We start from the raw sequence: 25065 nt of genomic DNA, 5'->3' as shown, positions 1-25065 counted from the left end.
ATCGCAAACAAGCATAGCGATGCTCTGCTATTCATAGCCACTGGCGCAGGTAGAACATGCGCTAGAGGCTATTTTTATATATAACCCAGTGCGGGGCTTGTGGCTGGGCTATGGTGACCGCGTCGGCTAGCCGCCCAGCGCATGCAGATCTCTCCAGGCGGCGAATTCCAATGGCCCGATGCCGAACCGCACCGCATTCCCCGGGTGCAGGGCTTTGAATTCGTCCAGAACCAAGGTGGTGAAATGCGCCGTGTCGCTGTCTGCCACGGTTGTGGGTGTTCTGGCGTGGACGGTGGCGGCCGTGGCGGCTTCACCACTGCGCACTATGGCCGCGACCACCGCGCCCAAAGTCTGCCGATGGCGCAGACGAAATATGTCCGGTGGCACCAGGTTTTGCTGCACGGCAACGTATTGCTGGCATGAGCGCTCGTAGGCCCAGATAAAAACGTCGCGCAGCAAGTCGATGCGGTTCAGTTCGTACACGCCCAGCATGGCATCCACATACGCGGATTGCGGTACGTCGATGAAGGACAAAGGGCACAGGTTGTGGCGGATGAACGGGATATTCGCCGCGAGCCGTGAAACGCGTTTGTTGACATCTTCAAACGGCTGCAGGTAGGGCAAATGCACCATCAAAAAGAAGGCTTGCTCGAAAGGGTCGCGTATCTCCGCTGCCGTGCTGATGACGATGCCGAACAGTTCTTCCAGGCGCTGCGGCAAGGCTACGGGCAAGTACACGCTGCCACCGATTTCCACCGCCCTGGTGCGGATGCGGCCACAGGCGCTAGGGTCGGCCATCAAACCGTCGGACAACAGGGCGTGCAAGGCGATGATGGTGCTGGGTGTTAGGCGGGCGTGGTCGGGGTCGCGCACCAGGTATTCAATAGCCTGCTTGTGGTTCAGGATCATCTGGGTTTCCAGTGCCCCCTTGCCCTCGGCAGCTTGGCCAAACTCGATCAGGCGCTCGGTATCCAGACGGCTGTAGGTATTGCCCTCCAGCTGCGACGATGCCCAAGACAGGTCGATCAACAAGCGGTTGAGGATGTCGCGTGCAAACGTGCCCGCCGGTGTCTGGTCTGCCGGCGAACGGCCCAATGCGTGCAGCTGGTCCCGCAAGCCTTGCGGCAGATACGCCGTGTGGTTAGGGTGGTACTGCTCCAGAAACGCCTGCTGGTAGCCAATAGGCTGGCGCAGTAGGCGGGGTTGGCGCACATGGGCCTTGATTTCCTGCCCGGCGAATGAGGTCGGCACGTAGACCTCGGGGGCGGTTTGGTCCTTGGCCGCAACGTCTTTGGACATGCCGCTGCTGCGCGGGGCGCAGATGTAGCGCACGGCACGCGCCTCGCCCAGCTTCTGCAGTCGCTCTTGCGCAACCAATAGGGCCAATCGGCGCTGCAGGCTACGGCGCAGCCAACGGTGGCCCAAGGCCTGCCCAAGGGCATCAATCCCGATGCCGCGAGGGTGCTCGGCGATCAGCGCGACCAGTTGGTCCAACTCGGCGGGAGGGGTGACGCGGGGCATAGGCCTGGCTTTGTGGCATGAAAACCCTAGTATCGCGACATTTAAAGTGTCTCGATAAATTTATTGCGACAAGTAATGTGGCGCGATAGTGGAATTGGGTAGCACCGTGACTTGCCGTCGCCCGTCGCCTGTAGGCATCGGCACCAGCGCACCGCCCTGGCGGCGTGCGCGATGGCCATTCTTTGCTCTGCTATAAATAGCTGCTTGCGCTGGTGGAATATGCGCTAGAGGCTTATTAGACGTGCAACTCAAAACCCCCCATCCGTCGTCACCGACACCCCCTGCCAAGCCGCCAACTCCGCCCGCAGCGCCTCAATCTTCGCCCCAATCACTGCCACCGCATCGCTCCCCGCCGCAAAGCGCAGCGGCGGCGCGGGGTGGGCGGCCAGTTGCAGCAGCACGGCGGCCAGCCGCGCCGGGTCGCCGGCCTGCTGGTGGTTGCGGGCCGCGTAGGCGGCGGCAATCTGGGCCGATGTGGCGGCGTAGTCGGCGATGGGTTGGCCGCCGTAGCGCACCGACTGGTTGTCCAGGAAATCGGTGCGGAAATAGCCCGGCTCGACGATCGTCAAGTGGATGCCAAACGGTGCAATCTCTTCGGCCAGCGACTCCGAAAAGCCTTCCACCGCGAACTTGGTAGCGCAGTACAGCGATGCACCCTGGGCCCCCCGCATCCCGCCGATGGACGACAGGTTGAACACCCGGCCCGCCCGCTGCTGGCGCATCACCGGCAGCACCGCCCGCGTCACGTGGAACAGGCCAAACACATTGGTGGCGAACTGCGTTTGCGCGTCCGCTGCCGTGTTTTCTTCAAACAGGCCCAACTGGCCGTAGCCCGCGTTGTTGACCAGCACGTCGATGCGGCCAAAGCGGGCCACGGCGCCCTGCACGGCGGCTTGGGCCTGGGCTGCGTTGGCCACGTCCAGGTCTAGCGCCAGCAGGCGGTCGTGGGCGGTGGGGATGCTGCGGTGGTTGCGCGCCGTGGCGACCACGTGGTGGCCTGCGGCCAAGGCGGCTTGCACGGTGTGCGCGCCGATGCCGCGTGCTGCGCCGGTGATAAACCAGGTTTGGGGGTGGAAAGTCATGGAAAGCTCCGGGTAGTAAAGGCTTTGACTATCCCCGCGCGGGCCTCTGCACCGGTAGCCTGATGCTGGGTTGCTCTTGCATAATCCTCGCATGCTGTCCGCCACGCCCACCAACTCCCTGCAATACCTGTGCGCCTTGATTGCACAACACTGCGTGCAAACCCGCACCACCACCGCGATTCCGCGCGTCTCGCTGGTGCGTGCCGACAGCCCCACCCTGCCCGTGGGCGTGGTCTACCAGCCCATGCTGTGCATCGTGGCGCAAGGTGCCAAGCGCACGCTGCTGGGCGACACCGTGGTGGACTACTACGCCGGGCAGTACCTGGTGGTGTCGGTGGACTTGCCCGTGACTGGCGCGGTGGTGCAGGCCCACCCGGATGCGCCGTATCTGGCCCTGTCGCTGGCGCTGGACCCGGCCGTGCTGGCCGAGATGCTGCTGGCTTTGCCGAGCCAGCCCACCGGAGCCCCATCGCCCGGCCTGGCCGTCAGCCCGGTCACGCCCGACCTGCTGGATGCCGCCCTGCGCTTGCTGCGGCTGCTGGACACCCCGGCCCACATCCCCATGCTGGCCCCGCTGATTGAGCGCGAAATTTTGTACCGCCTGCTGACCGGCGCGCAGGCGCCCATGCTGCGCCAGATCGCCTTGGCCCACAGCCACCTGGCGCATATCAGCCGCGCCATTGGCTGGATCCGCAGCCATTTCGCCGAGCCGCTGCGGATTGAGGCGGTGGCGCAGCAGGTGCACATGACGGCCTCTACCTTTTACCGCCATTTCAAGGCGGTGACCGCCATGAGCCCGCTGCAATACCAAAAGCAGATCCGCCTGCAAGAAGCCCGCCGCCTGCTGCTGGCGGGCCAAGCCGACGCGGCCAGTATTGGCTTTGCCGTGGGTTACGAGAGCCCGTCCCAGTTCAGCCGCGAATACGCCCGCATGTTCGGCCAGCCGCCGCTGCGCGATGCGGTGCGGCTGCGGACTTTGGGGCCGTTGCTGGAGGTGTGAATCCCGCACGGTCAGGTTTCCTACAATCGACTCTCATGAAAACGCCTACCTACACCCGCGCCCAGCAACTCCCCGCCATCCTGGCGCAACGCATCGCCATCCTCGACGGCGCGATGGGCACCATGATCCAGCGCTTCAAGCTCAGCGAGGCGCAGTACCGGGGCGAGCGCTTTAAAGACTTCCACAAGGACGTGAAGGGCAACAACGAGCTGCTCAGCCTGACGCGCCCGGACGTGATCCGCGATATCCACGAGGGCTACCTGGCCGCCGGGGCCGACCTGATCGAGACCAACACCTTCGGCGCGACCACCGTGGCCCAGGAGGACTACGACATGGCCGACCTGGCCATCGAGATGAATTTGCAGTCCGCCCGCATCGCCCGCGCCGCCTGCGACAAATACAGTACGCCCGACAAACCCCGCTTCGTCTGCGGTGCACTCGGCCCCACGCCCAAAACCGCCAGCATCAGCCCCGATGTGAACGACCCTGGCGCACGCAACGTCACGTTTGAGCAGCTGCGCAAAGCCTATTACGAGCAGACCCAGGCGCTGGTCGAAGGCGGTAGCGACGTGATTTTGGTGGAAACGATTTTTGACACCCTGAACGCTAAGGCTGCGCTGTTTGCGGTGGAGGAATACTTTGCCGACTCAGGGCAGCGCCTGCCGCTGATCATCAGCGGCACGGTGACCGATGCCTCGGGCCGCATCCTCAGCGGCCAGACCGTCACCGCCTTCTGGCACAGCGTGCGCCACGCCCAGCCGCTGGCCATCGGCCTGAACTGCGCCCTGGGTGCGGCGCTGATGCGCCCCTACATCCAGGAGCTGCACCGCGTGGCCCCGGACACCTTCATCAGCTGCTACCCCAACGCGGGCCTGCCCAACCCGATGAGCGACACCGGTTTTGACGAAACCCCGGACGTCACCTCGGCCCTGGTGCGCGAGTTTGCCGCCGAGGGGCTGGTCAACATCGTCGGCGGCTGCTGCGGCACCACACCGGAGCACATTGCGGCCATCCACGACGCGGTGAAGCCGCTGCCGGGGCGGGTGCGGCGGGCGTACTTCTACCAAGATGAAACCAACGAACAAGAGGCAGCCTGATATGCAAAAAGTACGCTGGGGCGTGTTGAGCACCGCCAAGATCGGTATGGAAAAGGTCACCCCGGCGCTGATGCGCAGCCAGTGGTGCGAGGTGCAGGCGATTGCCTCGCGTTCGCTGCCTTCGGCGCGTGCTGCGGCTGACACGCTGGGCATCCCCACCGCCTACGGCTCCTACGCAGAGCTGCTGGCCGACCCGAATATCGAGGCCATTTACAACCCCCTGCCCAACGACTTGCATGTGCCCATGACCCTGGCGGCCGCCCGCGCGGGCAAGCATGTGCTGTGCGAAAAGCCGATGGCTTTGAACGCCGATGAGGCGGCGCAGCTGCGCGAAGTGGCCGGCCAGGTCCACATCATGGAAGCCTTCATGGTGCGCTTTCACCCGCAGTGGCTGCGCACCCGGGAGCTGGTGCAGAGCGGCGCTTTGGGCGAGCGCTGCTCGGTGCAGGCCTGGTTCTCGTACTTCAACCGCAACCCGGACAACATCCGCAACGATGCGGCCAAGGGCGGCGGCGCGCTGTTCGACATTGGCTGCTACCCCATCGTGGCCGGGCGCTTTTTGTTTGGTGCCGAGCCGCTGCGCGTGATGGCGCTGGCCGACATCGACCCCACGTTCAACGTAGACCGCACGTTCAGCGCGCTGCTGGACTTTGGCGGCGGGCGCCAGCTGAACTTCACCGTGTCCACCCAGTCCACGCCCTACCAGCGCGTGCAGGTGGTAGGTACACAGCAGCGGGTGGAGATCGAGATTCCGTTCAACGCGCCGCAGGGTGAGGCCACCCGTATCTTTATCGACAGCGGCAAGCAGCTGGGCGGTGCCAGCGCCACGGTGGAGACCTTTGCGCCTTGCGACCAGTACAGCCTGGAAGGTGATGCGTTCTCACTGGCGATCCGGGGCGAGGCCACGTTGCAGTACGGCGTGGAAGACGCGATCCAGAACATGCGGATCATCGACGCGCTGTTTGCCTCGCAACGCAGTGGCCGCTGGGAAGTCTTGTAAATCATCAAAATGAATAGCTGTTTGCGCAGGTGCTACCTACGCTAGAGGCTGTTTTCTTATAAAAATGCAAGGCATCCGAAGAAGAGTCGTCTACGTCGCCCTGTACGAAGCGTTCGCCATCGTGGCGGCCACGCTGGGGCTGGCGGGCATGTCGGGCAACGGCATGCAGGATGCGGGCATCGTGGCGGTGGCCACGTCGGCGATTGCCATCGTCTGGAACCTGGTGTTCAACACCCTGTTCGAGCGCTGGGAAGCCCGCCAAACCGTACGTGGCCGCAGCGTGGCGCGCCGGGTGGCCCATGCCATTGGGTTTGAGGGCGGCCTGACGGTATTTTTTGTGCCGCTGATGGCCTGGTGGTTTGGCACCACCTGGCTGCATGCCCTGTGGATGGACCTGGGGCTGCTGCTGTTCTTTTTGGTCTACACCTTTGTGTTCAGCTGGGTGTTCGACCGGGTGTTTGGGTTGCCCATTTCCGCGACGCAGGCGGCCTGAAGCAGGCCGCTCAAGTGGGCATCAGGTGGTCGATTTCCTGCTGCATGGCTTGCACCAGCTGGCTATAGCGCTTGACCTTTTCTGTGGTGTCGCGCAGGCGCTCGGCGATGCGCATCGACACGGCCAGCAGTAGCTTGGCGGCGGTTTGGGGGTCGTCCTGGCTGAGCTTTTCCAGCGCGGCGCGGGACAGGATGGCGCAGGTCACGTCGGTGCTGGCGGTGCACGATGCCAGCCGGGCCTGGCCGTCGATCAGGCCCATTTCGCCAATCAGGCTGCCGGGGCCGAGCACGCTGACCGTCACCGGCTGGTGGCGGCTGACGACGAGGTTTTCCACCGTCACCTCGCCCTCCAACAGCAGCAGCATGTAGCCGGTTTCGGTTTTGTCGCCCTCGTGGATGAAGGTGGTGTCCATGGGAATGCGGCGCGGGGTCATGTAGCTGACGATGGCCAGCGCCTCGGCGGGACTGAGCTGCATCAGCGCGGTGGGCGCAATCAGCAGCTCGGCCGCCCGGCTGGCCGAACCCGAATGCTGCACGCTGCGCATGCGCTCTTGGGGTTCCAGCGATTCGGGGGCCCGGGCAAGCTGGGTTTTGATACCGTCAAACAGGCTTTTGAACATGGTCGGGTTTCAGGTGAGGTGTAACAGGCTTGTAGCACAGCGCGGCAATGTGGAGCGCTTGGGTATGTTTGTTGCTATTAAATGTATAGCTGCATGCGCATGATTTATATGCGCTAGCGGCCTATTTCTTATAAATTTTCCCCGGCCCTTAAAATGGCGGCCTCCCAAGGAGCGTTGCAGCGGGCTGGTCCCCGTCAGGCTTGGGTTGTTAACGACGCTCACCTGAACCCCCGCACATCCACAGGTGAGTCGCATGCTTGATGCCGTCGTAAATTCCGTTCCCCCCATGCTGTTGTCTGGCCTGGAGCCCGTCTCCATCGGCCAGGGCACCCTCTTCGTCAACATCGGCGAGCGCACCAACGTCACCGGCTCCAAAGCCTTCGCCCGCATGATCTTGAACGGCGAGTTCGACCAGGCCCTGTCGGTCGCCCGCCAGCAGGTGGAAAACGGCGCCCAGGTGATCGACATCAACATGGACGAAGCCATGCTGGACAGCAAGGCGGCGATGGTGCGGTTTTTGAACCTGATTGCCAGCGAGCCCGACATCGCCCGTGTGCCGATCATGGTGGACTCGTCGAAGTGGGAGGTGATCGAGGCCGGGCTGCGCTGCATCCAGGGCAAGGGCATCGTCAACTCCATCAGCATGAAAGAAGGCGTGGACGCTTTCAAGCACCAGGCCACGCTGGTCCGCCGCTACGGCGCAGCCGCCGTGGTGATGGCGTTTGATGAAAAAGGCCAGGCCGACACCTACCAGCGCAAGATCGAAATTTGCGAACGCGCCTACCGCATCCTGGTAGACGAGGTGGGCTTTCCGCCCGAGGACATCATCTTCGACCCGAACATCTTCGCCATCGCCACCGGCATCGAAGAGCACAACAACTACGCGGTCGATTTCATCGAGGCGGTGCGCTGGATCAAGGCGAACTTGCCGGGCGCCAAAATTTCTGGCGGCGTCTCCAACGTGAGCTTTTCGTTCCGGGGCAACGACCCGGTGCGTGAGGCCATCCACACCGTGTTCCTGTACCACGCTATTTCCGCCGGCATGGACATGGGCATCGTCAACGCGGGCATGGTGGGCGTGTACGACGACCTGGAGCCGGTGCTGCGCGAGCGCGTGGAAGACGTAGTGCTGAACCGCCGCCCCGATGCCGGTGAGCGCCTGGTCGAGATCGCCGAAACCGCCAAGAGCGGTGCCAAAGACGAAAGCAAACGCCTGGACTGGCGCGGCACGCCGGGTCACTTTGTGACGGTAGAGCAGCGCCTGAGCCACGCGATGGTGCACGGCATCACCGACTTCATCGTGCCGGATACCGAAGAGGCCTACCAGGCCATTTTGGCCAAGGGCGGCCGGCCGCTGCACGTGATCGAAGGCCCGCTGATGGCAGGCATGAACATCGTGGGCGACCTGTTTGGCCAGGGCAAGATGTTCCTGCCGCAGGTGGTCAAGTCCGCGCGGGTGATGAAGTCTGCCGTGGCGCATTTGATTCCGTACATCGAAGAAGAAAAGCGCCTGGACGAAGCCGCCGGGCGCGACGTAAAGACCAAGGGCAAGATCATCATCGCCACGGTGAAGGGCGACGTGCACGACATCGGCAAGAACATCGTCACCGTGGTTTTGCAGTGCAACAACTTCGAGGTCATCAACATGGGCGTGATGGTGCCCTGCCACGAGATTCTGGCCCGCGCCAAGCTGGAAAAAGCCGACATCGTGGGCCTGAGTGGCCTGATCACCCCCAGCCTGGAAGAAATGCAGTACGTGGCCGCCGAGATGCAAAAGGACGACCACTTCCGCATCCAAAAGATCCCGCTGATGATCGGCGGTGCCACCACCAGCCGCGTGCATACCGCCGTGAAGATTGCGCACCACTACGACGGCCCGGTGGTCTACGTGCCCGATGCATCACGCAGTGTGGGTGTTGCGCAGAGCCTGCTTGGGGATGGTGCTGCAAACTTCATAGCGGAGTTGAACGCCGACTACGACAAGGTGCGCCACCAGCACGCCAACAAAAAGCAAACCCCGCTGTGGCCGCTGGCCAAATGCCGGGCCAATAAAACCGTGATCGACTGGACTGGCTACACCCCCAAAGTGCCCAAGTTCATAGGACGGCGCGTGTTCAAGAACTTCGACCTGACCGAGCTGGCCCGCTACATCGACTGGGGCCCGTTCTTCCAGACCTGGGACCTGGCCGGGCCGTACCCCGCCATCCTGACCGACGAAGTGGTGGGCGTGGAAGCCAGCCGCGTGTTCAAGGACGCGCAGGCCATGCTCAAGCGCGCCATCGAAGGCCGCTGGCTCACCGCCAACGGCGTGATCGCCCTGTACCCGGCCAATAGCGTGAATGACGACGACATCGCCTTCTACACCGACGAATCCCGCACCGAGGTGGCCCTGACCTGGCACGGCCTGCGCCAGCAGGCCGAGAAGCAGGCAATTGACGGTGTCATGCGCCCCAGCCGCTGCCTGGCCGACTTTGTGGCTCCCAAATCCAGCGGCATTGCCGACTACGCGGGCCTGTTTGCCGTCACCGCCGGGCTGGGTGCAGAGAAGAAAGAGGCGCAGTTCCAGGCCGAGCTGGACGACTACTCCAGCATCATGCTCAAGGCCATTGCCGACCGACTGGCCGAGGCCTTTGCCGAGTGCCTGCACCACCGCGTGCGCACCGACCTGTGGGGCTACGCGCCGCAAGAGGCGCTGAGCATTGAGGACATGATTGCCGAAAAGTACACCGGCATCCGCCCCGCACCCGGCTACCCGGCCTGCCCGGACCACAGCGTCAAGCAAGACATGTTCAAGCTGCTGCAATGCCATGACATCGGCATGGAGCTCACCGAGAGCCTGGCCATGATGCCGGCGGCTAGCGTCAGCGGCTTCCAGCTGGGCCACCCAGACAGCGTGTACTTCAACGTCGGCAAGATTGGCGAAGACCAGCTCAAAGACCTGGCCCAGCGCCGGGGCGTGCCGGAGGCAGATTTGCGGCGCTTCCTGGCCCCCAACCTGTAAGCGCTGCTTCCTCAAACCTGGCGGACGGTGTGCCCGTGGCGCAGGGCGTAGGTCTGCGGGGTAATAGGCTTGTCCTTAGCTACATTTTGTAAGAGACTGTGTCTTTAGTTTGTACATGGCGCCTAGCCGCCACCTAGCCCATGAATGACGAAGATCTGCTTGAGTTCATAGACGGCGCTTCGGCGCCACCACTGGTGGTGGCTGTGCGAGAGCCGTGGCGGATTCTGGTGGTGGACGACGATCCCGGTGTGCATGAAAGCACCACCTATGGCTTGCGCGGGCTGGAGATTGACGGCCGTGGTTTGCAGCTGCTCCACGCCCATTCGGCCGCCGAGGCACTGGCCTTGTTGCGCCACGAACGTGACATCGCCGTGATCCTGCTCGACGTGGTGATGGAAACCGACAATGCCGGGCTGGTCACCGTGGGGGCCATCCGGGGTGAACTGGGCTTGGCCAATGTGCGCATCATTTTGCGCACCGGCCAGCCGGGCCAGGCACCCGAGATCGACACCATCCGCCGCTTTGATATCAACGACTACAAAACCAAAAGCGAGCTGACCCGCACCAAGCTGTACACCACGCTGACCACGGCCATCCGCTCGTATGACCAGTTGCGTCGCCTGGATGCCAGCCGCCGGGGGTTGGAGCAAATTGTGGCCGCCAGCAACCAGTTCATTGCCGAACCGGGCTTGCAGAACTTTGCCGAAGGCGTTATTACGCAAATTGCGAGTCTGGTGGGCATTGAGCCGGAAGGTCTGGTGTGCGCTTACAGCAGTTTCCCTGGCATGGGGGCGCAGAGTGCCGCCGAATGTGTGGTGATCGCGGCCGCTGGGCGCTTGGCCTATCTGATGCAGCGACGTGTCACCGAGATTGAAGACCCGCATATCGCCGCCAGCCTGACCCAGTGCCTGGCGGAGCGCCGCAACCTGCTGGCAACGCACAGCGTGACCTTGTTTTTTCCGGGCCGCGAGGGCGGGGACTTTGCCGCTTTTGTGTACGCAGCCGCCCCGCTGCGCGATGTAGACATGCATTTGCTGGAGGTTTTTTGCACCAATATTGCCCTGTGCGCTGCCAATGTCGAGCTGGTAGCCCGGTTGCGCAACTATGCTTTTGTCGACCGTATGCTGGGTCTGCCCAACCGCACCGCCTTCATCCAGCACCTGGACGATGCGGTGGCCGGTGGCAGCATGGCCGGGCACGCTATTGGCCTGATGGATGTAGACCAGTTTGCCGAAACCAACGACATGTTTGGCCACGGCTATGGAGACAAATTGTTGGCGGCCATTGCCCAGCGGTTGGGTGCGGGGTACACCGGCGGCGGTTATCTGGCCCGGGTGGCGGGGGATATCTTCGGCCTGTTTGGCCTGGAGTCCAGCGTCAACCCCGAGGTGCTGCACCACGTGTTTGAGCAGCCGTTTGAGATCGAGAACGTGCAGCGCCCGGTGTCGGTGTGCATGGGTTTTGTACGCTGCGACGAAACCTCTGGCAGCGGGCTGGAGCTGCTGAAAGACGCATCCATTGCCCTCAAGCGCGCCAAAGAATTGGGCCAGGGGCGCAGCGCCTACTATTCGGCCGAGATCGGCACTATCACCCGCGAGCGCACCCGCATGCTGCATGGCTTACAGCGCGCGTTTGACTGCGAACACATGTTTGTGGTGTACCAGCCCCAGGTGGATTTGCGCGATGGACGGCCGATTGGGGTCGAGGCGCTGCTACGCTGGCGCACCGATGACGGCAAGTTCGTACCACCCGACCGCTTTATCCCGGTGGCCGAGCAGTCAGGTTTGATTGTCACCATGGGGGCCTGGGTGCTGCGCTCGGCTCTGCACGCCATGGCCACCCTGCGCCACCAGGGCAAGGCGCTGGACATCCGGGTGGCGGTCAACGTCTCATCGGTGCAGTTTTCCCAGCCGCAGTTTTTGGACATGGTGGACGAGGCCCTGCGCGACAGTGGTATGCCACCCGAGAGCCTGGAGCTGGAGATCACCGAGTCGGTGGCCGTGATGGGCATGGAGCGGGTGGCGGCCCTGCTGCGGCAGATCAAAGCGCGCGGCATTGCGGTGGCGATTGACGACTTCGGCACCGGGTTTTCATCGCTGTCGTACCTGGACCGCCTGCCCGCCGACCGGCTCAAGATCGACCGCGCCTTTGTGATGTCGCTCGACTCCGGCCGCCTGGGCGCACGCATCGCCGAAATGATCGTGCCGCTGGGCCACCAGCTGGGCATGCAGGTGCTGGCCGAAGGGGTAGAAACCGAGGCCCAGGCCGATATCTTGCGCAAATTAGGCTGCGATGAAGCGCAGGGCTACCTGTACGCCAAGCCCATGCTGATCGAAGACCTGGGGCCGTGGCTGGCGCAACGCTGTGGAACCTCTGCGTGAACCGATGGCCCTGGCGGACCGCCCTGGTGCTGGTCTGTGTGTTGGCGGGCTGTGGTCCGGCAAAACCGATCCAGCTGGGCTTTATCGGCAGCCTGTCGGACCGGACTTCCGACACCGGCGAGGATGGTCGCAACGGCATGATGCTGGCGGTGGAGCAGCGCAACCAGGCCGGTGGCATCCGTGGCCGCATGGTCGAAATTCTGGTGAAGGACGACGGCATGGACCCGGTCAAATCGCAAGTGGCCGTCCAGGCGCTGGTGGCGGCGCATGTCGATGCGGTGGTGGGGCCCTTTAGCAGTGCGGTTGCGACGGTGGTGCTGCCGGTGATCAACCAGGCGGGTATCGTGATGGTCAGCCCCACCGTGACATCGCTGGATTTTGCGGGTAAGGATGATTTCTTGATCCGCATCAACCGCACCACGCAGGACAACGCCAGCGAGTACGCGCACTTGCTGTACCAGCGCGGCCAGCACCGCCTGGCCCTGGCCTATGACACCCGCAACGCCAGTTACTCTCTATCTTGGCTGAACGCTTTCAAGGCCGCCTATGCCGCGTTGGGGGGGGAGGTGGTGGTCGCCGTGGCGTTCGCATCCGATGCCAGTACGGGCTTTGGCAACGTGGTCCGGCAGATGCTGGCCGGTGCGCCGCAGGGCCTGCTGTTTATCGGCAGTGCGGTTGATGTGGCCCGCCTGGCCCAGCAGGCCGAAAAATTGGCACCGCAGATGCCCAAGAGCGCCGCAGAAAGAGCCTCTACCGAATTACTTTTGGAGCTAGGCGGGCGCTCGGTAGAGGGGCTGCTGATTGCGCAGGCCTTCAACCGGGATGACCCCTCCGAACGCTACCGCAACTTCCGCCAGGCATTTTTGGCACGGTTTGCGCGGGAGCCGGGCTTTAGTGCGGTGCTGTCGTACGACGCTACCTATGTGCTGTGCCAGGCGCTGGCGTTGCAGCAGAAGGGCCAGTCCTTGAAAGACAGCATCCTCCAGCACGGGCCCTTCCAGGGGCTGCAACAAAGCATCCAGTTCGACCGTTTCGGCGATACCCCGCGCAAGGTGTTTTTCACCGAAGTCCGGGGTGGCAAGTTTGTGTTGCTGCCATGAACCATTTGCGCATCTGGCGTTTGCGCAGCTACCTGGCGGCTCTGCTGGTGGTGACGATTCTGGTCACGTTCGCCATCGTGGGCAGCAGCATTTTGCTGGTGCGTATTCCGCAGATCGAACGCACCAACAAAGACACGGTGGTGCGTGACACGAATGAAATCGCCGACCGCGTGGAAGTCTTGCTGGGCTCGCTGGAGGGCCGCATGGAGCTGCTGAGCGAAGCGATGGAGGGCATGGACCTGGTGCAGTCCACCGCCATGATGGAGCGCGCCGCCTGGGACGGCAAAGCCATCCGTGCCATCTACTTGGTAGCCAACGACGGCACGGTGCTGGCGGCAGGCGTGCAGCCCGCGTTGCGCTTGAGCCGTACCGATCTGTTGGGCAGCGACCTGTCGGCCAGCCCGCTGTTCCGGGCGGTGCTGGAGTCGCGCCAGATGGTCTGGGGCGATAAATTTTTGTCGGCTCTGTCGGGGGCCGTTACCGTCGGCCTGGCCTACCCGGTGGGCCGTGACCGGTTGCTGCTGGCCGAGGTGCCGCTATCGTATTTGCTAGATACCTTTCAGCTGGCGGCGGGCCAGCGCACCGCATCCGTCTGGCTGGTAGATAGCACCGGCGAAATCGTGGCCGATACCGATGGCGGGCGGCACGTGGGTGCCGCCAATGTGCTGAACTGGCCGCTGATGCAGGCGGCGCTGAACTTCGAGACCCTGCCCGAGCTGTTCAGATTCGATGGCCGCAGCTTCCACCCGGCGGTGGCCCGCTCCCAAGCCCTGGACTGGTACTTCGTGGGCGGCATGCCCGCCGCGCTGGAGAACCAGGACATCCGGGGGTTGGTGGTGGGCGTGGTGTCCGGGTTTGCCGGGGCGCTGCTGGTGGGTCTGCTGATGGCGCCGTTCTGGGCCTCGTGGCTGACGCGGCCGCTGCGCGGCATCGTGGCGCGGGCCGGACAAATCACCCAGGGCGCTGTGGGCGGCCCCTGGCCCCGGGGGCCGATTGCCGAGTTCAACCTGCTGTCGGCCGATATCGAAAAAATGGCCAGCAGCCTGCAAGAGCGCGAGCTGAAGTCGCAAGCCATCTTCAACGCCTCGCCCATCCCCATGTCGGTCACCGATGCCGACCACGCCTTTGCCCTGCTGGACGTGAACCAGGCCTGGTGCACTGCCTACGGCTTTGCGCGCGAAGATGTGCTGGGCCGCACCGGCATCGGCATTGGCCTGCTGCCGTCCAGCGAGGCCCGCGAAAACGCCATGGTCCATATGGTCGACGGTAGCCTGACTACCGAGGGAACGCTGTACCGGGCCGACGGCCAGCCGGTGCTGTGCCAAGTCTTTGGTCGCCAGGTGCAGATTGGCGACGCCCACTTGATGATCTGGGCCAGCATCGACATCGGCGATATGCGCCGCATCAGCAACGAACTGCGCGAACTCAACACCGAACTCGAAGCCCGCGTGCAGCGCCGCACCGAGGCCCTGGCGGTTACCAACGAAGAACTCTCCAGCGTGGTGGCCCACCTGCGCGAAACCCAGGGCGAGCTGGTGCGGGTGGAAAAAATGGCCGCCCTAGGCGGGCTGGTGGCGGGCGTGGCCCACGAACTCAACACCCCGCTGGGCAACAGCCTGATGGCCGTGACCGCGCTCACCGACGAGGTGCGCCAGTTCCGCGCCGCCATGCAGGCGGGCCTGCGCCGCAGTGCTCTGGAGAGCCTGCTGGACAGCGCGGAACAGGCCACCGACATTGCGGCCCGCAACCTGCACCGTGCGGCCGACCTGGTCGCCAGCTTCAAGCAGGTGGCGGTAGACCAAACCAGTTCCCAGCGCCGCCCTTTCGAGCTGCGCGAAGTAGTCGATGAAATGGTTGTCAGCCTGCGCCCCAGCTTCGCCCGCACGCCCTACACCATCGTGGTCGATGTGCCCACCGGCCTGCGCCTGGACAGCTACCCCGGCGCGTTGGGCCAGGCCATTGGCAACCTGGTCCATAACGCCGTGCTGCACGGTTTTGAGGGCCGCCCCCAGGGCACCGTGCGCATCACCGGCGAGCGCGATGGCCAGGGCGCGCTGGTGCTGCGCGTGGCCGACGACGGCTGCGGTATTCCGCCGGCGCTGCTGGAGCGCGTCTTCGATCCCTTCGTTACTACCAAAATGGGCCGGGGCGGCACCGGCCTTGGCTTGCACATCGCTTTCAATGCCGTCACCAACGTGCTGGGCGGCAGCCTCACCGTGCGCAGCCAGGAAGGTGCGGGGACGACGTTTGAAATGCGCCTGCCGGATACCGCCCCGCACCACAGCGGGGCCATGCCCTTGGCATGAGAATCAGCATCAAACAGGCCTCTGGCGCTTATTTAATATGCGCTAGTAGCTATTAAATATGTAGCATTTTTGGTGGCTGCCTAGCTGCCCCCATTTCTGTAAATAGTGTGCATGGTTGGCTGTGCCATCAGCCCGTAGCCCGCAAGGCCCGCCGGTACTGCATCGCCTCCGCCACATGGTGACTCTGCGTGGTGGCTGCACCCTCTAAATCTGCAATCGTCCGCGCCACTTTCAGGGCCCGGTGTACGCCGCGTGCGGACCAGCCGAGTTTGGCGGCGGCGGTGGTCAGGAACTTGGCGGCGGCGGGGTCCAGGGCGGCGAATTGGTCGATCTCTTGGCCTTGTAGTGCCTGGTTGGTTTTGCCTTGGCGGTCTATGGCGTGCTGTCGGGCGGTGGCGCAGCGGGCGCGGATGGCGGCGGTGGATTCACCGGGCGGGGCGTGCAGCAGGTCTTCGGCGGGGAGGGCGGGCACTTCGATGTGCAGGTCGATGCGGTCGATCAGCGGGCCGCTGAGTTTGCCCTGGTAGCGCGCCACCTGGTCCGGGCTGCAACGGCAGGCTTGTTGGCGTGCGCCGAGGTAGCCGCAGGGGCAGGGGTTCATGGCGGCGATGAGCTGGAAGCGGGCCGGAAATTCGGCTCGGCGGGCGGCGCGGGCGATGGTGATGCGGCCGGTTTCCAGTGGTTCGCGCAATGCTTCAAGCGCGGCGCGGGGGAATTCGGGCAGCTCGTCGAGAAACAGCACGCCGTGGTGCGCCAACGATATTTCACCAGGTCGGGGTGGCGAGCCGCCGCCCACCAGAGCCACAGCGCTGGCGGTGTGGTGGGGGCTGCAGGTGGGGCGGGTGGCCCACTGCTCCAGTGCAAAGCAGCCGCCCAGGCTGGCGATGGCGGCGCTTTGCAGGGCTTCAATGACGGTCATGGGCGGCAGCAGGCCGGCAAAGCGTTGTGCCAGCATGGACTTGCCCGAGCCGGGTGGGCCGACCAGCAGCAGGCTGTGGCCGCCCGCTGCGGCGATTTCTAGCGCCCGTTTGGCCCCGGCCTGGCCTTTGACGTCGGCCAGATCGGCGTAGGTGGCCGAGGCGGGCAAAGGGGTGGCGGTCTGCCGGGTCCAGCCGTCTGTGGGTTCGGGTGCATTGCCATCCAGGGGCAGAAACTGCTGCACCACGTCAAGCAGGTGCTGGGCGCAGAACACCTGGGCACCGGGCACCAGGGCGGCTTCTTCGGCACTGCCGGGGGGCAGCACCAGCCGGGTTTGCACTTGGGCGATGTGCAAGGCCAGGCTGGTGGCGAGTGCGCCGCGCACTGGGCGCAGCGCACCCGACAGCGACAGTTCACCGGCAAATTCATGCCCGGCCAGCCGCGCGGTGTCGATCTGGCCGCTGGCGGCCAGGATGCCCAGGGCGATGGGCAAATCAAACCGGCCCGAGTCTTTGGGCAGGTCGGCCGGGGCCAGGTTGACGGTGATGCGTTGGTTGTGGGGGAATTCCAGCCCCGAATTCTGGATCGCCGAGCGCACCCGTTCGCGGGCTTCTTTGACCTCGACCTCGGCCAACCCGACCAGCGTGAAGCTGGGCAAGCCATTGGTTAAATGCACCTCGACGGTGACCGCAGGGGCATCCAAGCCCAGCAAAGCCCGGCTTTGCACCAAACATAAGCCCATAACAACGTGCCTCCCCATATCGGTGCGCAACGGTGGGATTCAACATGTAAACCACCTGCGCGCACCATTTTTGTGCGATAAATACCTGCCCAAACCTGTGCATGGCCGAAAAAAGGGGCTGCTGGTAGGCGTTACCAAAGTAACACTTATTTGGCACGCAACCTGCTTAAATCGGTTCGCCGTTCTCCTTTTAGAGGGGAAGCACATGCAACAGCCCGAGCCCCAAGGCCACCCGCCTTGGTGCCCATTTTTGCGACAGCCTACCGAAAGAGCAGCCATGAAACTAGTCACCGCCATCATCAAACCCTTTAAGTTGGACGAAGTGCGTGAAGCCCTCTCCAGCATTGGTGTGCAGGGTATCACCGTGACGGAAGTCAAGGGCTTCGGTCGCCAAAAGGGCCATACCGAGCTGTACCGTGGTGCCGAGTATGTGGTCGATTTCTTGCCCAAGGTGAAGATTGAAGCTGCCATTGCCGACGAGCTGGTAGACCGCGTGATCGAAGCCGTTGAAGGTGCCGCCCGCACCGGCAAGATCGGCGACGGCAAGATTTTTGTCTACAACCTGGAACAGGTTGTCCGTATCCGTACCGGCGAAACCGGCAAAGAAGCGCTGTAAGCACCGCCCCTTGTCTTATCTGAAAGTTTGTCAAAAATGAAAAAAATCATTGCCTCCCTGGCCTTGGGCCTAGGACTCCTGTGGGGTGGAAGTTTCGCCCAGGCGCAAACCGCCGCCGCTGAACCTGCTGCCAGCGCCGTGGTGGAAGCCGCTCCGGCCGAAGCCAAGCCCGCTGACGCGGCACCCGCGCCGGCCGAGGCCGCGCCTGCGGCTGCCGTTGTGGCACCCGCTGCTGCCGAAGCTGCACCCGTTGCCGCCCCCGTGCCCAACAAGGGCGACACCGCCTGGATGATGGTTTCCACCCTGCTGGTTATTTTGATGACCGTGCCCGGCCTGGCCCTGTTCTACGGCGGCCTGGTGCGCAGCAAGAACATGCTGTCGGTGCTGATGCAGGTCATGGTCACGTTCTCGCTGATCGTGGTGCTGTGGTTCATCTACGGCTACAGCCTGGCGTTCACCGAAGGCAACGCGTTCATTGGCGGCTTTGACCGGCTGTTCATGAAGGGCGTGTGGGACAACACTGCGGGCACGTTTGCCAATGCGGCCACGTTCAGCAAGGGTGTCTATATTCCTGAAATCGTGTTCGCCGCCTTCCAGGCCACGTTCGCCGGTATCACCTGCTGCCTGATCGTTGGTGCTTTCGCCGAACGTATCAAGTTCTCGGCCGTGTTGCTGTTCTCGGCTCTGTGGTTCACCTTCTGCTACGCCCCTATGGCCCACATGGTGTGGTTCTGGATGGGCCCTGACGCTTACGCCAGCAAGGAAGTGGCCGATGCCATGACCGCCAAGGCCGGTTTGATCTGGCAGTGGGGCGCGCTGGACTTCGCTGGCGGCACGGTAGTGCACATCAACGCCGCTGTGGCTGGTTTGGTCGGTGCCTACATGCTGGGCAAGCGCGTGGGCTACGGCAAAGAATCTATGGCCCCCCACAGCCTGACCCTGACCATGGTGGGCGCGTCCCTGCTGTGGGTGGGCTGGTTTGGCTTTAACGCCGGTTCCGCTCTGGAAGCCAACGGCTACGCCGCTCTGGCCTTCGTCAACACCCTGGCGGCCACTGCGGCTGCGGTGCTGGCATGGTGCGTGGGCGAAGCGCTGATGCGCGGCAAGGCGTCGATGCTGGGTGCTGCATCCGGTGCGGTGGCAGGCTTGGTGGCGATTACGCCCGCAGCCGGTAACGTTGGCATCGGCGGCGGCCTGGTGATTGGTTTCATCGCCGGTTTCGCCTGCCTGTGGGGTGTGCATGGCCTGAAGAAGATGCTGGGTGCCGACGACTCGCTGGACGTGTTTGGCGTGCACGGCGTGGGCGGCATCGTGGGTGCGCTGCTAACCGGCGTGTTCAATTCGCCTAGCCTGGGTGGCCCGTCCACCGTGGCTGACTGGGTTTCGGTAGGCATGACCCCCGCTGACGCGTACTCGGTGGCGGCACAGGTGTGGATCCAGGCCAAGGCCGTGCTGCTGACCATCGTCTGGTCCGGCGTGGTGTCTTTTGTGGCTTACAAAATTGTGGACCTGACCATCGGCCTGCGCGTCACCGAAGAAGAAGAGCGCGAAGGCCTCGACATCAGCTCGCATGGCGAGACTGCTTACAACAGGTAACACCCCCAGGCTACAGCGCAAGCGCTTTTCGCCACCCCCCTTGCAGGGGGCGATACCAGCAGCCCGGCAAAGCCGGTTCTGCGGTATCCCTGGCGAAGAAAGCAAGCGTTCTGCCTCGGAGGCCCGCCCACAGCGATGTGCGCGGGCCATTTTTTGCCCGTTCACAATACGGGCATTGCAACCAAATTGACACCGAACATGACCTGGACCACCGTTACCACCGAACCCAACGCCCTGGGCGAATCGCCGTTTTGGCATCCGCAGGAAAAACGTCTGTACTGGGTCGACGTTCCCGGCAAACTGCTGCAGCGCATGGACGTGGCCAGCGGTGAGGTGGAGCGCTGGGCCATGCCGAGCGAGCCCGGCTGCATCGCCCCGGCCACCGGCGGCGGTCTGGTGGTGGCGCTGCGCGACGGCATCTACCGCGCGCCCGTGTGGGGTGGCGCAATGGCGCTGCTGGCCGCCGCGCCGTATGACCCGGCCACCACCCGCTTCAACGATGGCAAATGCGACCCGCAAGGCCGCTTCTGGGCCAGCACCATTTTTGAGCCGCGCGATGCCCGCAATGCCGCGCTGTACTGCCTGGACGGCGGCGCGCTGAAGATGATGGCGGGCAACGCCATCACCGGAAACGGCCTGGCCTGGTCGCCGGATGCCAAAACCCTGTACTGGGCCGACACGCCGCACCACATCGTCCACGCCTGGGACTGGAATGCCCAGGCCAATATCTTGTCCGAGTACCGCGAATTTTTGTTGATGGCCCCCAAGCCCGCAGGCTGGCAGCCCGGCATGGGCGGCTACGGTGGCCGCCCGGACGGTGCAGCGGTAGACGTGCAGGGCAATTACTACTCCGCCCAATTTGAAGGCCAGCGCCTGTGTAAGTTCTCGCCCGAAGGCGATCTGCTCAACGCCTACGCCCTGCCGGCCCGCTGCCCCACCATGCCCTGTTTTGGCGGTGACGACCTGCAAACCCTGTACCTCACCACCGGCCGCCACGGTCGCCCAGAGGCCGAGCTGGCGGCCCTGCCCGCGTCGGGCTGTGTGCTGTCCATGCGGGTCGATGTGCCGGGCTTGCCGGTAAACTTCTTCCAGGATTAACTGCTATATTTTGTATAGCTATTGGCGCAGGTGGAATGTGCGCTAGAGCCCTATTTTTATAAATTAACAGCCATGCGCCGTCTTCGCCACCTGAGCAGTCAGCACCGCACCGCTTCGACCAACCGGCTGTTGGGCGGCTTGCTGGCGTTCAACGCGGGGGCTATCAACGCCGGGGGCTTTTTGGTGGTCGGCATGTACACCTCGCACATGACCGGTTTTGCCTCCATGCTGGCCGACAACCTGGTGCTGGGCAACATCACCCTGGTGCTGGGCGCGCTGGGCACCTTGTTGGCATTTACCGGCGGCGCGGCCACCACGGCGGTGCTGGTGAACTGGGCGCGCCAGCACCATCTGCGCAGCCAATACGCGCTGCCGCTGCTGTGTGAGGCCTTGCTGCTGCTGGTGTTTGGCCTGATCGGGGCCACGCTGTACCGGCAAACCCCGTTTGCCGTGCCGCTCACGGTGCTGGTGCTGGCCTTCACGATGGGGCTGCAAAACGCCGTGGTGTCCAAGCTGTCGGCCTCGCAGATCCGCACCACCCACATGACCGGCGTGATCACTGACCTGGGCATCGAGCTGGGCAAGTTGCTCTACATGAACCGGCAAGACAGCCCGTTGGCATCCCGGGTGCGGGCCAACCGCGTCAAGCTGCGGCTGTATGGCACGCTGCTGGCCGCCTTTGTGGTGGGTGGGCTGGTGGGGGCTACCGGTTTCAAATACGTGGGTTTTATCTGGGTGCTGCCAATGGCGCTGCTGTTGCTGGGCCTGTCGCTGCCGCCGCTGGTGGCCGATCTGGTGCGGCCCCGGCGCACCCCCGCGCGGGGTAGTTAAACGTCTTGCGGCCGGGGGTGGCCTGGCATCAGATCGTAGGGCGCGACCCAGTCCGGCTGGCTTTGGATGCGTTGCAGCCATGCGCCTATCGCCGGGTAGTCGGCCCAGTCCACACCGTATTCCGTGGGCCAGAACAGGTAGCCGCAGAGGGATAGGTCGGCCGTGGTCAGGCGCTCGGCCACCACATAGGTGCGGCCAGTCAGGTGCTGCTCCAGAATCTTCAGTGCCGCCACCATGCGTCCGCGCAGAAAGGCGGTGACGGGCGTTTCCCCGGTCTTGGCAAACAGCAGCTGAAAGCGCAGCGTGGCGATGTTGCTGGTCAGTTTGTGGTTGTCGAACAGCGTCCAGCGCAAGATTTCGCGGCGCTCGTCTTCATTGGCTGGGCCGAACTGCGGAAACTGCCCGGCCAGATAGTCCAGGATCACGCCCGACTGGCTGAGCCGCAGGTCACCGTGCGCCAGCACCGGTACCTCGCCCATCGCGTTGATGGCGCGGTAGGCGGGGGTGCGGGTTTCGCCGCCAAAAAAATCCACAAACTGGGGCGACCAATCGACCCCGGCGAGCTGCAAGGTCAGCGCCACTTTGTAGGCATTGCCCGACTGGGCGAAACAATAAAGCTGGTACGGGGGCATGGGCATCTCCGGTGGAAAGAGGGGTGTTTTCGCCTGCTTATCGGCGCATTGGAAAACGACAGTCCCGGTATTGTTACCCAGGTGTGCAGCCGTGTATGCACGCACCACCGGGAGCCTCTATGAACATCCAAGCCAGTCGTATGCTGTCGGCCATTGCTTACCCGGCCAGCGTGGGTTCGACCCGGTCGGCAGTCGCTGCTCCGGCGGCCGTTGTCAGCAGCGCTGCCAGCACATCGGATACGGTGACTATTTCCCAGGCTGCCAAAGACCTTCTGGCCCAGTCCCAGGCCAGCGTGTCTTTGTCCAGCCGGGCGATGGACCTGATCCAAAAGCGCAATCCGTACGAGAGCGCCACCAGCAGCGACAGCCAGCAGGCCCAGGTCCGCAAGGTGATGGACAACCTGACCACCCAGCACATCAACAAGCAAATCTCCACCACCCAGTACCAGCACGACATGGCCTTTTACACCCGCGTCGCTAACGCGATGGCATAGAAATAAATAGGGGTCAGACCCCTATTTTTCTGCGCCCGGTCAGCGCAAACCACAGGTAGGCCAGCGTGCTGCAAGCGGCCAGCATTCCCAGCACGATCTGGAACGCCAGCGGCTGAGGTACTTGCCGGGCCACCAGTGCGTCGATGCCCAGGCCAATGCTCCATTGGCAGATAAACGTGCCCAGAAAAATCAGCAGGTTGAAGGCCGACATCGCTCGGCCTGCCTCGTGGACCGGAAAGGCCAGGCCGATCGACGGCTGCGACAGCGCCAAAAAGCTCGACAGCGCACAAAACACGGCAAATGCAGGCCAACCCGCCGCCGCACCCAGCCAGGCAATGCCCGCCAGCGCCAGAATGCCCAGCGGCATGCCCCAGACCATCATGCGTACCGCCTGCATGCCGCGCCGCTCCAGCACCGGGCTGACGCTGCCCCACAGCCAAAACACCACTAGCATGGTGAGGTTGATGCCAAACAAACCGCTGGCGGCCTGCAAGGGCGTGTAGCCCACCACCTGCGTCATCCACGGCCCGGCCCACAGGGTTTGCACGGCCACCAGCCCGCCGTAGTTGACCAACCCCAGCGGCAGCATGCGCTGAAAATGCGGGTGCCTGAAGATCGGCCGGTAGCTTGCGCGCAGCGACACTTTGGCGTGCGGTGCGGGGGCTTCCCAGCGCGGCAACTGCCAGCGGATGGCCAGCATGGCGGCGGCCAGTAGCAGTGCCAGCAGGCCAAAAATCAGCCGCCAACCGAGCAGCGGCAGCGCCCACTGCACCGGCAGCGTGGCCAGCAGCAGGCCCAGCGCGCCGACCATCAGCATCCAGGCATTGGCGCGCATTTGCAGGTCGGGGGCCAGCCAGCGGCGGTAGCCAGTGAGCGGGGCCATCAGGCAGGCGCACAGGCCAATGCCGCTGAGCACGCGGGCCAGCAGCAGGGTGGCAAAGCCATCGGCCAGCGCAAAGGCCAGGCAGCCCAGCACCGCCAGGCCCAGCAGCCACAGCTGCACTTTTTGTGGGCCGTAGCGGTCTAGCCAATGGCCCAGCGGCAGCTGCATGCAGGCAAAGCCTAAAAAATAGCCCCCCGCCAGCAAGCCCAGTTGGGCCGAAGTCAGCGCGAAGTCCCGCGTTAACACCGGTGCCAGCGTGCCCGTGACACCGCGCACCAGTGCCGACAGCAAATACGCCGAGGCCAGCACCGTAAACACCGCTACGGCACGGCGGGTGGGTAAATAAGGCATGGACATCCTGTGGGTGTAAGCAAGCGGAAAAGCCCGAGCGTAACCGCCCGCCCAGACACCTAGGGCAAGTCCTAATAAGACAATTCTGAAAATGTTAGATAGTTCGTCCGGAAGTCGAACTAACTACCGGCATACGCTGCACGCGCCTTCCTAGACCCGCCTTAAGCAGGCACCTAACTTTCAGGCCGGGATGCCGCGCACCCCGGCTTATGAAAGTTTGTTCTTTCACGTTATTGGAGACAAGCATGAAAAATACATTCAAGAAAACCCTGTCCGTTCTGGCCCTGGCCGCCCTGGGCACCGTCAGCACCGCCACGTTGGCGCAAATGACGGTGGGGGTGAGCTGGTCCAACTTCCAGGAGGAACGCTGGAAAACCGACGAGGCGGCCATCAAGGCGCAGCTGGAAAAGCTGGGCGCCAAGTACATCAGCGCCGATGCCGGTGGCTCGCCCGAAAAGCAGCTGGGCGACATTGAGGGCCTGATGGCCAAGGGCGCCAAAGTGCTGATCGTGCTGGCGATGGACAAAGACGCCATCCTGCCCGCCGTGAACAAGGCCACCAAGCAAAAAGTGCCCGTGGTGGCCTATGACCGCCTGATCGAAGCGCCCGGCGTGTTCTACATCACCTTCGACAACAAAGAGGTCGGCCGCATGCAGGCCCGCGCCGTGTTCAAGGCCCAGCCCAAGGGCAACTACGTGATGATCAAGGGCTCGCCCACCGACCCGAACGCCAACTTCCTGCGCGAAGGCCAGCAGGAAATCATCGATGCCGCTGTCAAATCCGGCACCATCAAGATCGTCGGCGAGGAATACACCGACGGCTGGAAGCCCGAAGTCGCGCAGAAGAACATGGAGCAGATCCTGACCAAAAACGGCGGCAAGGTGGATGCTGTGGTGGCATCGAACGACGGCACCGCCGGTGGCGTGGTGGCCGCGCTCACCAGCAAGGGCATCAAGGGCATTCCCGTCTCCGGCCAGGACGGCGATTTCGCCGCACTGAACCGTGTGGCGCAGGGCTCGCAAACCGTGTCGGTGTGGAAGGATGCCCGCGACCTGGGCCGCGAAGCCGCCAGCGCCGCCGTGGCTTTGGGCAATGGCAAAAAGGTGACCGGTGCGGTGAGCTGGAACGGTGGCGACAAAAAAATTGCGCTGGACTCGCACTTCCTGGCCCCGGTGGCCATCACCCGCGACAACCTCGACGTGGTGGTGAAAGCGGCGTGGATCAAGAAGGAAGAGCTGTGCAAGGGCGTGGCGGCAGCTACGGCTCCGGCGGCTTGTAAGTAATACGGACATCCTTGCCCCCAC

20 protein-coding genes and 1 riboswitch are annotated in these 25065 nt (G+C 63.7%); of the genes, 14 read left to right on the top strand and 6 right to left on the bottom strand.

The features are described from left to right. Nucleotides 1–126: 126 nt before the first annotated feature. A complete protein-coding gene (locus AC0969_RS11815) occupies nt 127–1521 on the bottom strand; it encodes a Fic family protein (RefSeq protein WP_479624339.1) in 1395 nt (464 codons plus the stop codon). Between the two features lie 248 nt (nt 1522–1769). Next, nucleotides 1770–2603, bottom strand: a complete 834-nt coding sequence (locus AC0969_RS11810; RefSeq protein WP_479624338.1) for an SDR family NAD(P)-dependent oxidoreductase — start codon at nt 2601–2603, stop codon at nt 1770–1772. A 91-nt stretch (nt 2604–2694) separates the two neighbouring features. On the opposite strand from AC0969_RS11810, the gene AC0969_RS11805 reads away from it, so the two are divergent. The 4 genes from AC0969_RS11805 (at nt 2695) to AC0969_RS11790 (ending at nt 6193) form a co-directional block, all read left to right on the top strand. Continuing rightward, nucleotides 2695–3603, top strand: coding sequence for an AraC family transcriptional regulator (locus AC0969_RS11805; RefSeq protein ID WP_479624337.1), 909 nt, complete (start codon nt 2695–2697; stop codon nt 3601–3603). A 35-nt stretch (nt 3604–3638) separates the two neighbouring features. Further along, the gene (locus AC0969_RS11800; protein ID WP_479624336.1) at nt 3639–4700 is read left to right on the top strand and encodes a homocysteine S-methyltransferase family protein; all 1062 of its coding nucleotides are present in this window, start codon (nt 3639–3641) and stop codon (nt 4698–4700) included. 1 nt (nt 4701) lies between these two features. Continuing rightward, nucleotides 4702–5700, top strand: coding sequence for a Gfo/Idh/MocA family protein (locus tag AC0969_RS11795; protein WP_479624335.1), 999 nt, complete (start codon nt 4702–4704; stop codon nt 5698–5700). A gap of 64 nt (nt 5701–5764) precedes the next feature. Next, the gene (locus AC0969_RS11790; RefSeq protein ID WP_479624334.1) at nt 5765–6193 is read left to right on the top strand and encodes a PACE efflux transporter; all 429 of its coding nucleotides are present in this window, start codon (nt 5765–5767) and stop codon (nt 6191–6193) included. Nucleotides 6194–6203: 10 nt separating this feature from the next. Here AC0969_RS11790 and AC0969_RS11785 read toward each other — a convergent pair whose 3' ends face one another. Continuing rightward, complete coding sequence (locus AC0969_RS11785; RefSeq protein WP_479624333.1) at nt 6204–6812, bottom strand: cyclic nucleotide-binding domain-containing protein; 609 nt, start codon at nt 6810–6812, stop codon at nt 6204–6206. A 162-nt stretch (nt 6813–6974) separates the two neighbouring features. Next, nucleotides 6975–7039: riboswitch (S-adenosyl-L-homocysteine riboswitch) on the top strand. 26 nt (nt 7040–7065) lie between these two features. Here AC0969_RS11785 and metH point away from each other — a divergent pair. The 4 genes from metH (at nt 7066) to AC0969_RS11765 (ending at nt 15600) form a co-directional block, all read left to right on the top strand. Continuing rightward, on the top strand, nt 7066–9813 hold the full coding sequence (gene metH, locus AC0969_RS11780) for a methionine synthase (protein WP_479624332.1): 2748 nt from the start codon (nt 7066–7068) through the stop codon (nt 9811–9813). Between the two features lie 140 nt (nt 9814–9953). After that, a complete protein-coding gene (locus AC0969_RS11775; RefSeq protein ID WP_479624331.1) occupies nt 9954–12194 on the top strand; it encodes a GGDEF/EAL domain-containing response regulator in 2241 nt (746 codons plus the stop codon). Continuing rightward, on the top strand, nt 12191–13294 hold the full coding sequence (locus tag AC0969_RS11770) for an ABC transporter substrate-binding protein (RefSeq protein ID WP_479624330.1): 1104 nt from the start codon (nt 12191–12193) through the stop codon (nt 13292–13294). Before AC0969_RS11775 ends, AC0969_RS11770 begins: the two co-directional genes overlap by 4 nt. Next, the gene (locus AC0969_RS11765; protein WP_479624329.1) at nt 13291–15600 is read left to right on the top strand and encodes an ATP-binding protein; all 2310 of its coding nucleotides are present in this window, start codon (nt 13291–13293) and stop codon (nt 15598–15600) included. Before AC0969_RS11770 ends, AC0969_RS11765 begins: the two co-directional genes overlap by 4 nt. A 127-nt stretch (nt 15601–15727) precedes the next feature. Here the strand turns inward: AC0969_RS11765 and AC0969_RS11760 are convergent, their stop codons facing one another. Next, the gene (locus tag AC0969_RS11760; RefSeq protein ID WP_479624328.1) at nt 15728–17260 is read right to left on the bottom strand and encodes a YifB family Mg chelatase-like AAA ATPase; all 1533 of its coding nucleotides are present in this window, start codon (nt 17258–17260) and stop codon (nt 15728–15730) included. A gap of 277 nt (nt 17261–17537) precedes the next feature. Here AC0969_RS11760 and glnK point away from each other — a divergent pair, with 277 nt between their 5' ends. The 4 genes from glnK (at nt 17538) to AC0969_RS11740 (ending at nt 21401) form a co-directional block, all read left to right on the top strand. Then, entirely contained in the window at nt 17538–17876 is a 339-nt protein-coding gene (gene glnK / locus AC0969_RS11755; protein WP_315227029.1) for a P-II family nitrogen regulator, read from the top strand. A gap of 36 nt (nt 17877–17912) precedes the next feature. Next, nucleotides 17913–19472 carry an ammonium transporter gene (locus AC0969_RS11750; RefSeq protein WP_479624327.1) on the top strand — a complete coding sequence of 520 codons (1560 nt, stop codon included), beginning with the start codon at nt 17913–17915 and terminating at the stop codon, nt 19470–19472. Between the two features lie 198 nt (nt 19473–19670). Further along, nucleotides 19671–20570 (top strand): SMP-30/gluconolactonase/LRE family protein, encoded by a 900-nt coding sequence (locus AC0969_RS11745; protein WP_479624326.1) that lies wholly within the window; start codon nt 19671–19673, stop codon nt 20568–20570. A 72-nt stretch (nt 20571–20642) separates the two neighbouring features. Next, a complete protein-coding gene (locus AC0969_RS11740; protein WP_479624325.1) occupies nt 20643–21401 on the top strand; it encodes a YoaK family protein in 759 nt (252 codons plus the stop codon). Here the strand turns inward: AC0969_RS11740 and AC0969_RS11735 are convergent. Then, complete coding sequence (locus AC0969_RS11735; protein ID WP_479624324.1) at nt 21398–22033, bottom strand: glutathione S-transferase family protein; 636 nt, start codon at nt 22031–22033, stop codon at nt 21398–21400. The genes AC0969_RS11740 and AC0969_RS11735 overlap by 4 nt on opposite strands. A gap of 119 nt (nt 22034–22152) precedes the next feature. On the opposite strand from AC0969_RS11735, the gene AC0969_RS11730 reads away from it, so the two are divergent. Beyond that, nucleotides 22153–22527 carry a hypothetical protein gene (locus tag AC0969_RS11730; RefSeq protein WP_479624323.1) on the top strand — a complete coding sequence of 125 codons (375 nt, stop codon included), beginning with the start codon at nt 22153–22155 and terminating at the stop codon, nt 22525–22527. 13 nt (nt 22528–22540) lie between these two features. Here AC0969_RS11730 and AC0969_RS11725 read toward each other — a convergent pair whose 3' ends face one another. Next, a complete protein-coding gene (locus tag AC0969_RS11725) occupies nt 22541–23761 on the bottom strand; it encodes an MFS transporter (RefSeq protein WP_479624322.1) in 1221 nt (406 codons plus the stop codon). A 245-nt stretch (nt 23762–24006) separates the two neighbouring features. Here AC0969_RS11725 and xylF point away from each other — a divergent pair, with 245 nt between their 5' ends. Further along, complete coding sequence (xylF, locus tag AC0969_RS11720) at nt 24007–25044, top strand: D-xylose ABC transporter substrate-binding protein (protein ID WP_479624321.1); 1038 nt, start codon at nt 24007–24009, stop codon at nt 25042–25044. Nucleotides 25045–25065: the final 21 nt, after the last annotated feature.

This window comes from Rhodoferax sp. LB1P47 (assembly GCF_056521445.1).
This window is presented reverse-complemented; position numbering and strand designations above follow the sequence as displayed.

What these genes read in the sequence shown, in the direction of transcription:
- AC0969_RS11815 (WP_479624339.1), bottom strand. Translation starts at nt 1,521, where the DNA reads ATGCCCCGCGTCACCCCTCCCGCCGAGTTGGACCAACTGGTCGCGCTG.
- AC0969_RS11810 (WP_479624338.1), bottom strand. Translation starts at nt 2,603, where the DNA reads ATGACTTTCCACCCCCAAACCTGGTTTATCACCGGCGCAGCACGCGGC.
- AC0969_RS11805 (WP_479624337.1), top strand. Translation starts at nt 2,695, where the DNA reads ATGCTGTCCGCCACGCCCACCAACTCCCTGCAATACCTGTGCGCCTTG.
- AC0969_RS11800 (WP_479624336.1), top strand. Translation starts at nt 3,639, where the DNA reads ATGAAAACGCCTACCTACACCCGCGCCCAGCAACTCCCCGCCATCCTG.
- AC0969_RS11795 (WP_479624335.1), top strand. Translation starts at nt 4,702, where the DNA reads ATGCAAAAAGTACGCTGGGGCGTGTTGAGCACCGCCAAGATCGGTATG.
- AC0969_RS11790 (WP_479624334.1), top strand. Translation starts at nt 5,765, where the DNA reads ATGCAAGGCATCCGAAGAAGAGTCGTCTACGTCGCCCTGTACGAAGCG.
- AC0969_RS11785 (WP_479624333.1), bottom strand. Translation starts at nt 6,812, where the DNA reads ATGTTCAAAAGCCTGTTTGACGGTATCAAAACCCAGCTTGCCCGGGCC.
- metH (WP_479624332.1), top strand. Translation starts at nt 7,066, where the DNA reads ATGCTTGATGCCGTCGTAAATTCCGTTCCCCCCATGCTGTTGTCTGGC.
- AC0969_RS11775 (WP_479624331.1), top strand. Translation starts at nt 9,954, where the DNA reads ATGAATGACGAAGATCTGCTTGAGTTCATAGACGGCGCTTCGGCGCCA.
- AC0969_RS11765 (WP_479624329.1), top strand. Translation starts at nt 13,291, where the DNA reads ATGAACCATTTGCGCATCTGGCGTTTGCGCAGCTACCTGGCGGCTCTG.
- AC0969_RS11760 (WP_479624328.1), bottom strand. Translation starts at nt 17,260, where the DNA reads ATGGGCTTATGTTTGGTGCAAAGCCGGGCTTTGCTGGGCTTGGATGCC.
- glnK (WP_315227029.1), top strand. Translation starts at nt 17,538, where the DNA reads ATGAAACTAGTCACCGCCATCATCAAACCCTTTAAGTTGGACGAAGTG.
- AC0969_RS11750 (WP_479624327.1), top strand. Translation starts at nt 17,913, where the DNA reads ATGAAAAAAATCATTGCCTCCCTGGCCTTGGGCCTAGGACTCCTGTGG.
- AC0969_RS11745 (WP_479624326.1), top strand. Translation starts at nt 19,671, where the DNA reads ATGACCTGGACCACCGTTACCACCGAACCCAACGCCCTGGGCGAATCG.
- AC0969_RS11740 (WP_479624325.1), top strand. Translation starts at nt 20,643, where the DNA reads ATGCGCCGTCTTCGCCACCTGAGCAGTCAGCACCGCACCGCTTCGACC.
- AC0969_RS11735 (WP_479624324.1), bottom strand. Translation starts at nt 22,033, where the DNA reads ATGCCCCCGTACCAGCTTTATTGTTTCGCCCAGTCGGGCAATGCCTAC.
- AC0969_RS11730 (WP_479624323.1), top strand. Translation starts at nt 22,153, where the DNA reads ATGAACATCCAAGCCAGTCGTATGCTGTCGGCCATTGCTTACCCGGCC.
- AC0969_RS11725 (WP_479624322.1), bottom strand. Translation starts at nt 23,761, where the DNA reads ATGCCTTATTTACCCACCCGCCGTGCCGTAGCGGTGTTTACGGTGCTG.
- xylF (WP_479624321.1), top strand. Translation starts at nt 24,007, where the DNA reads ATGAAAAATACATTCAAGAAAACCCTGTCCGTTCTGGCCCTGGCCGCC.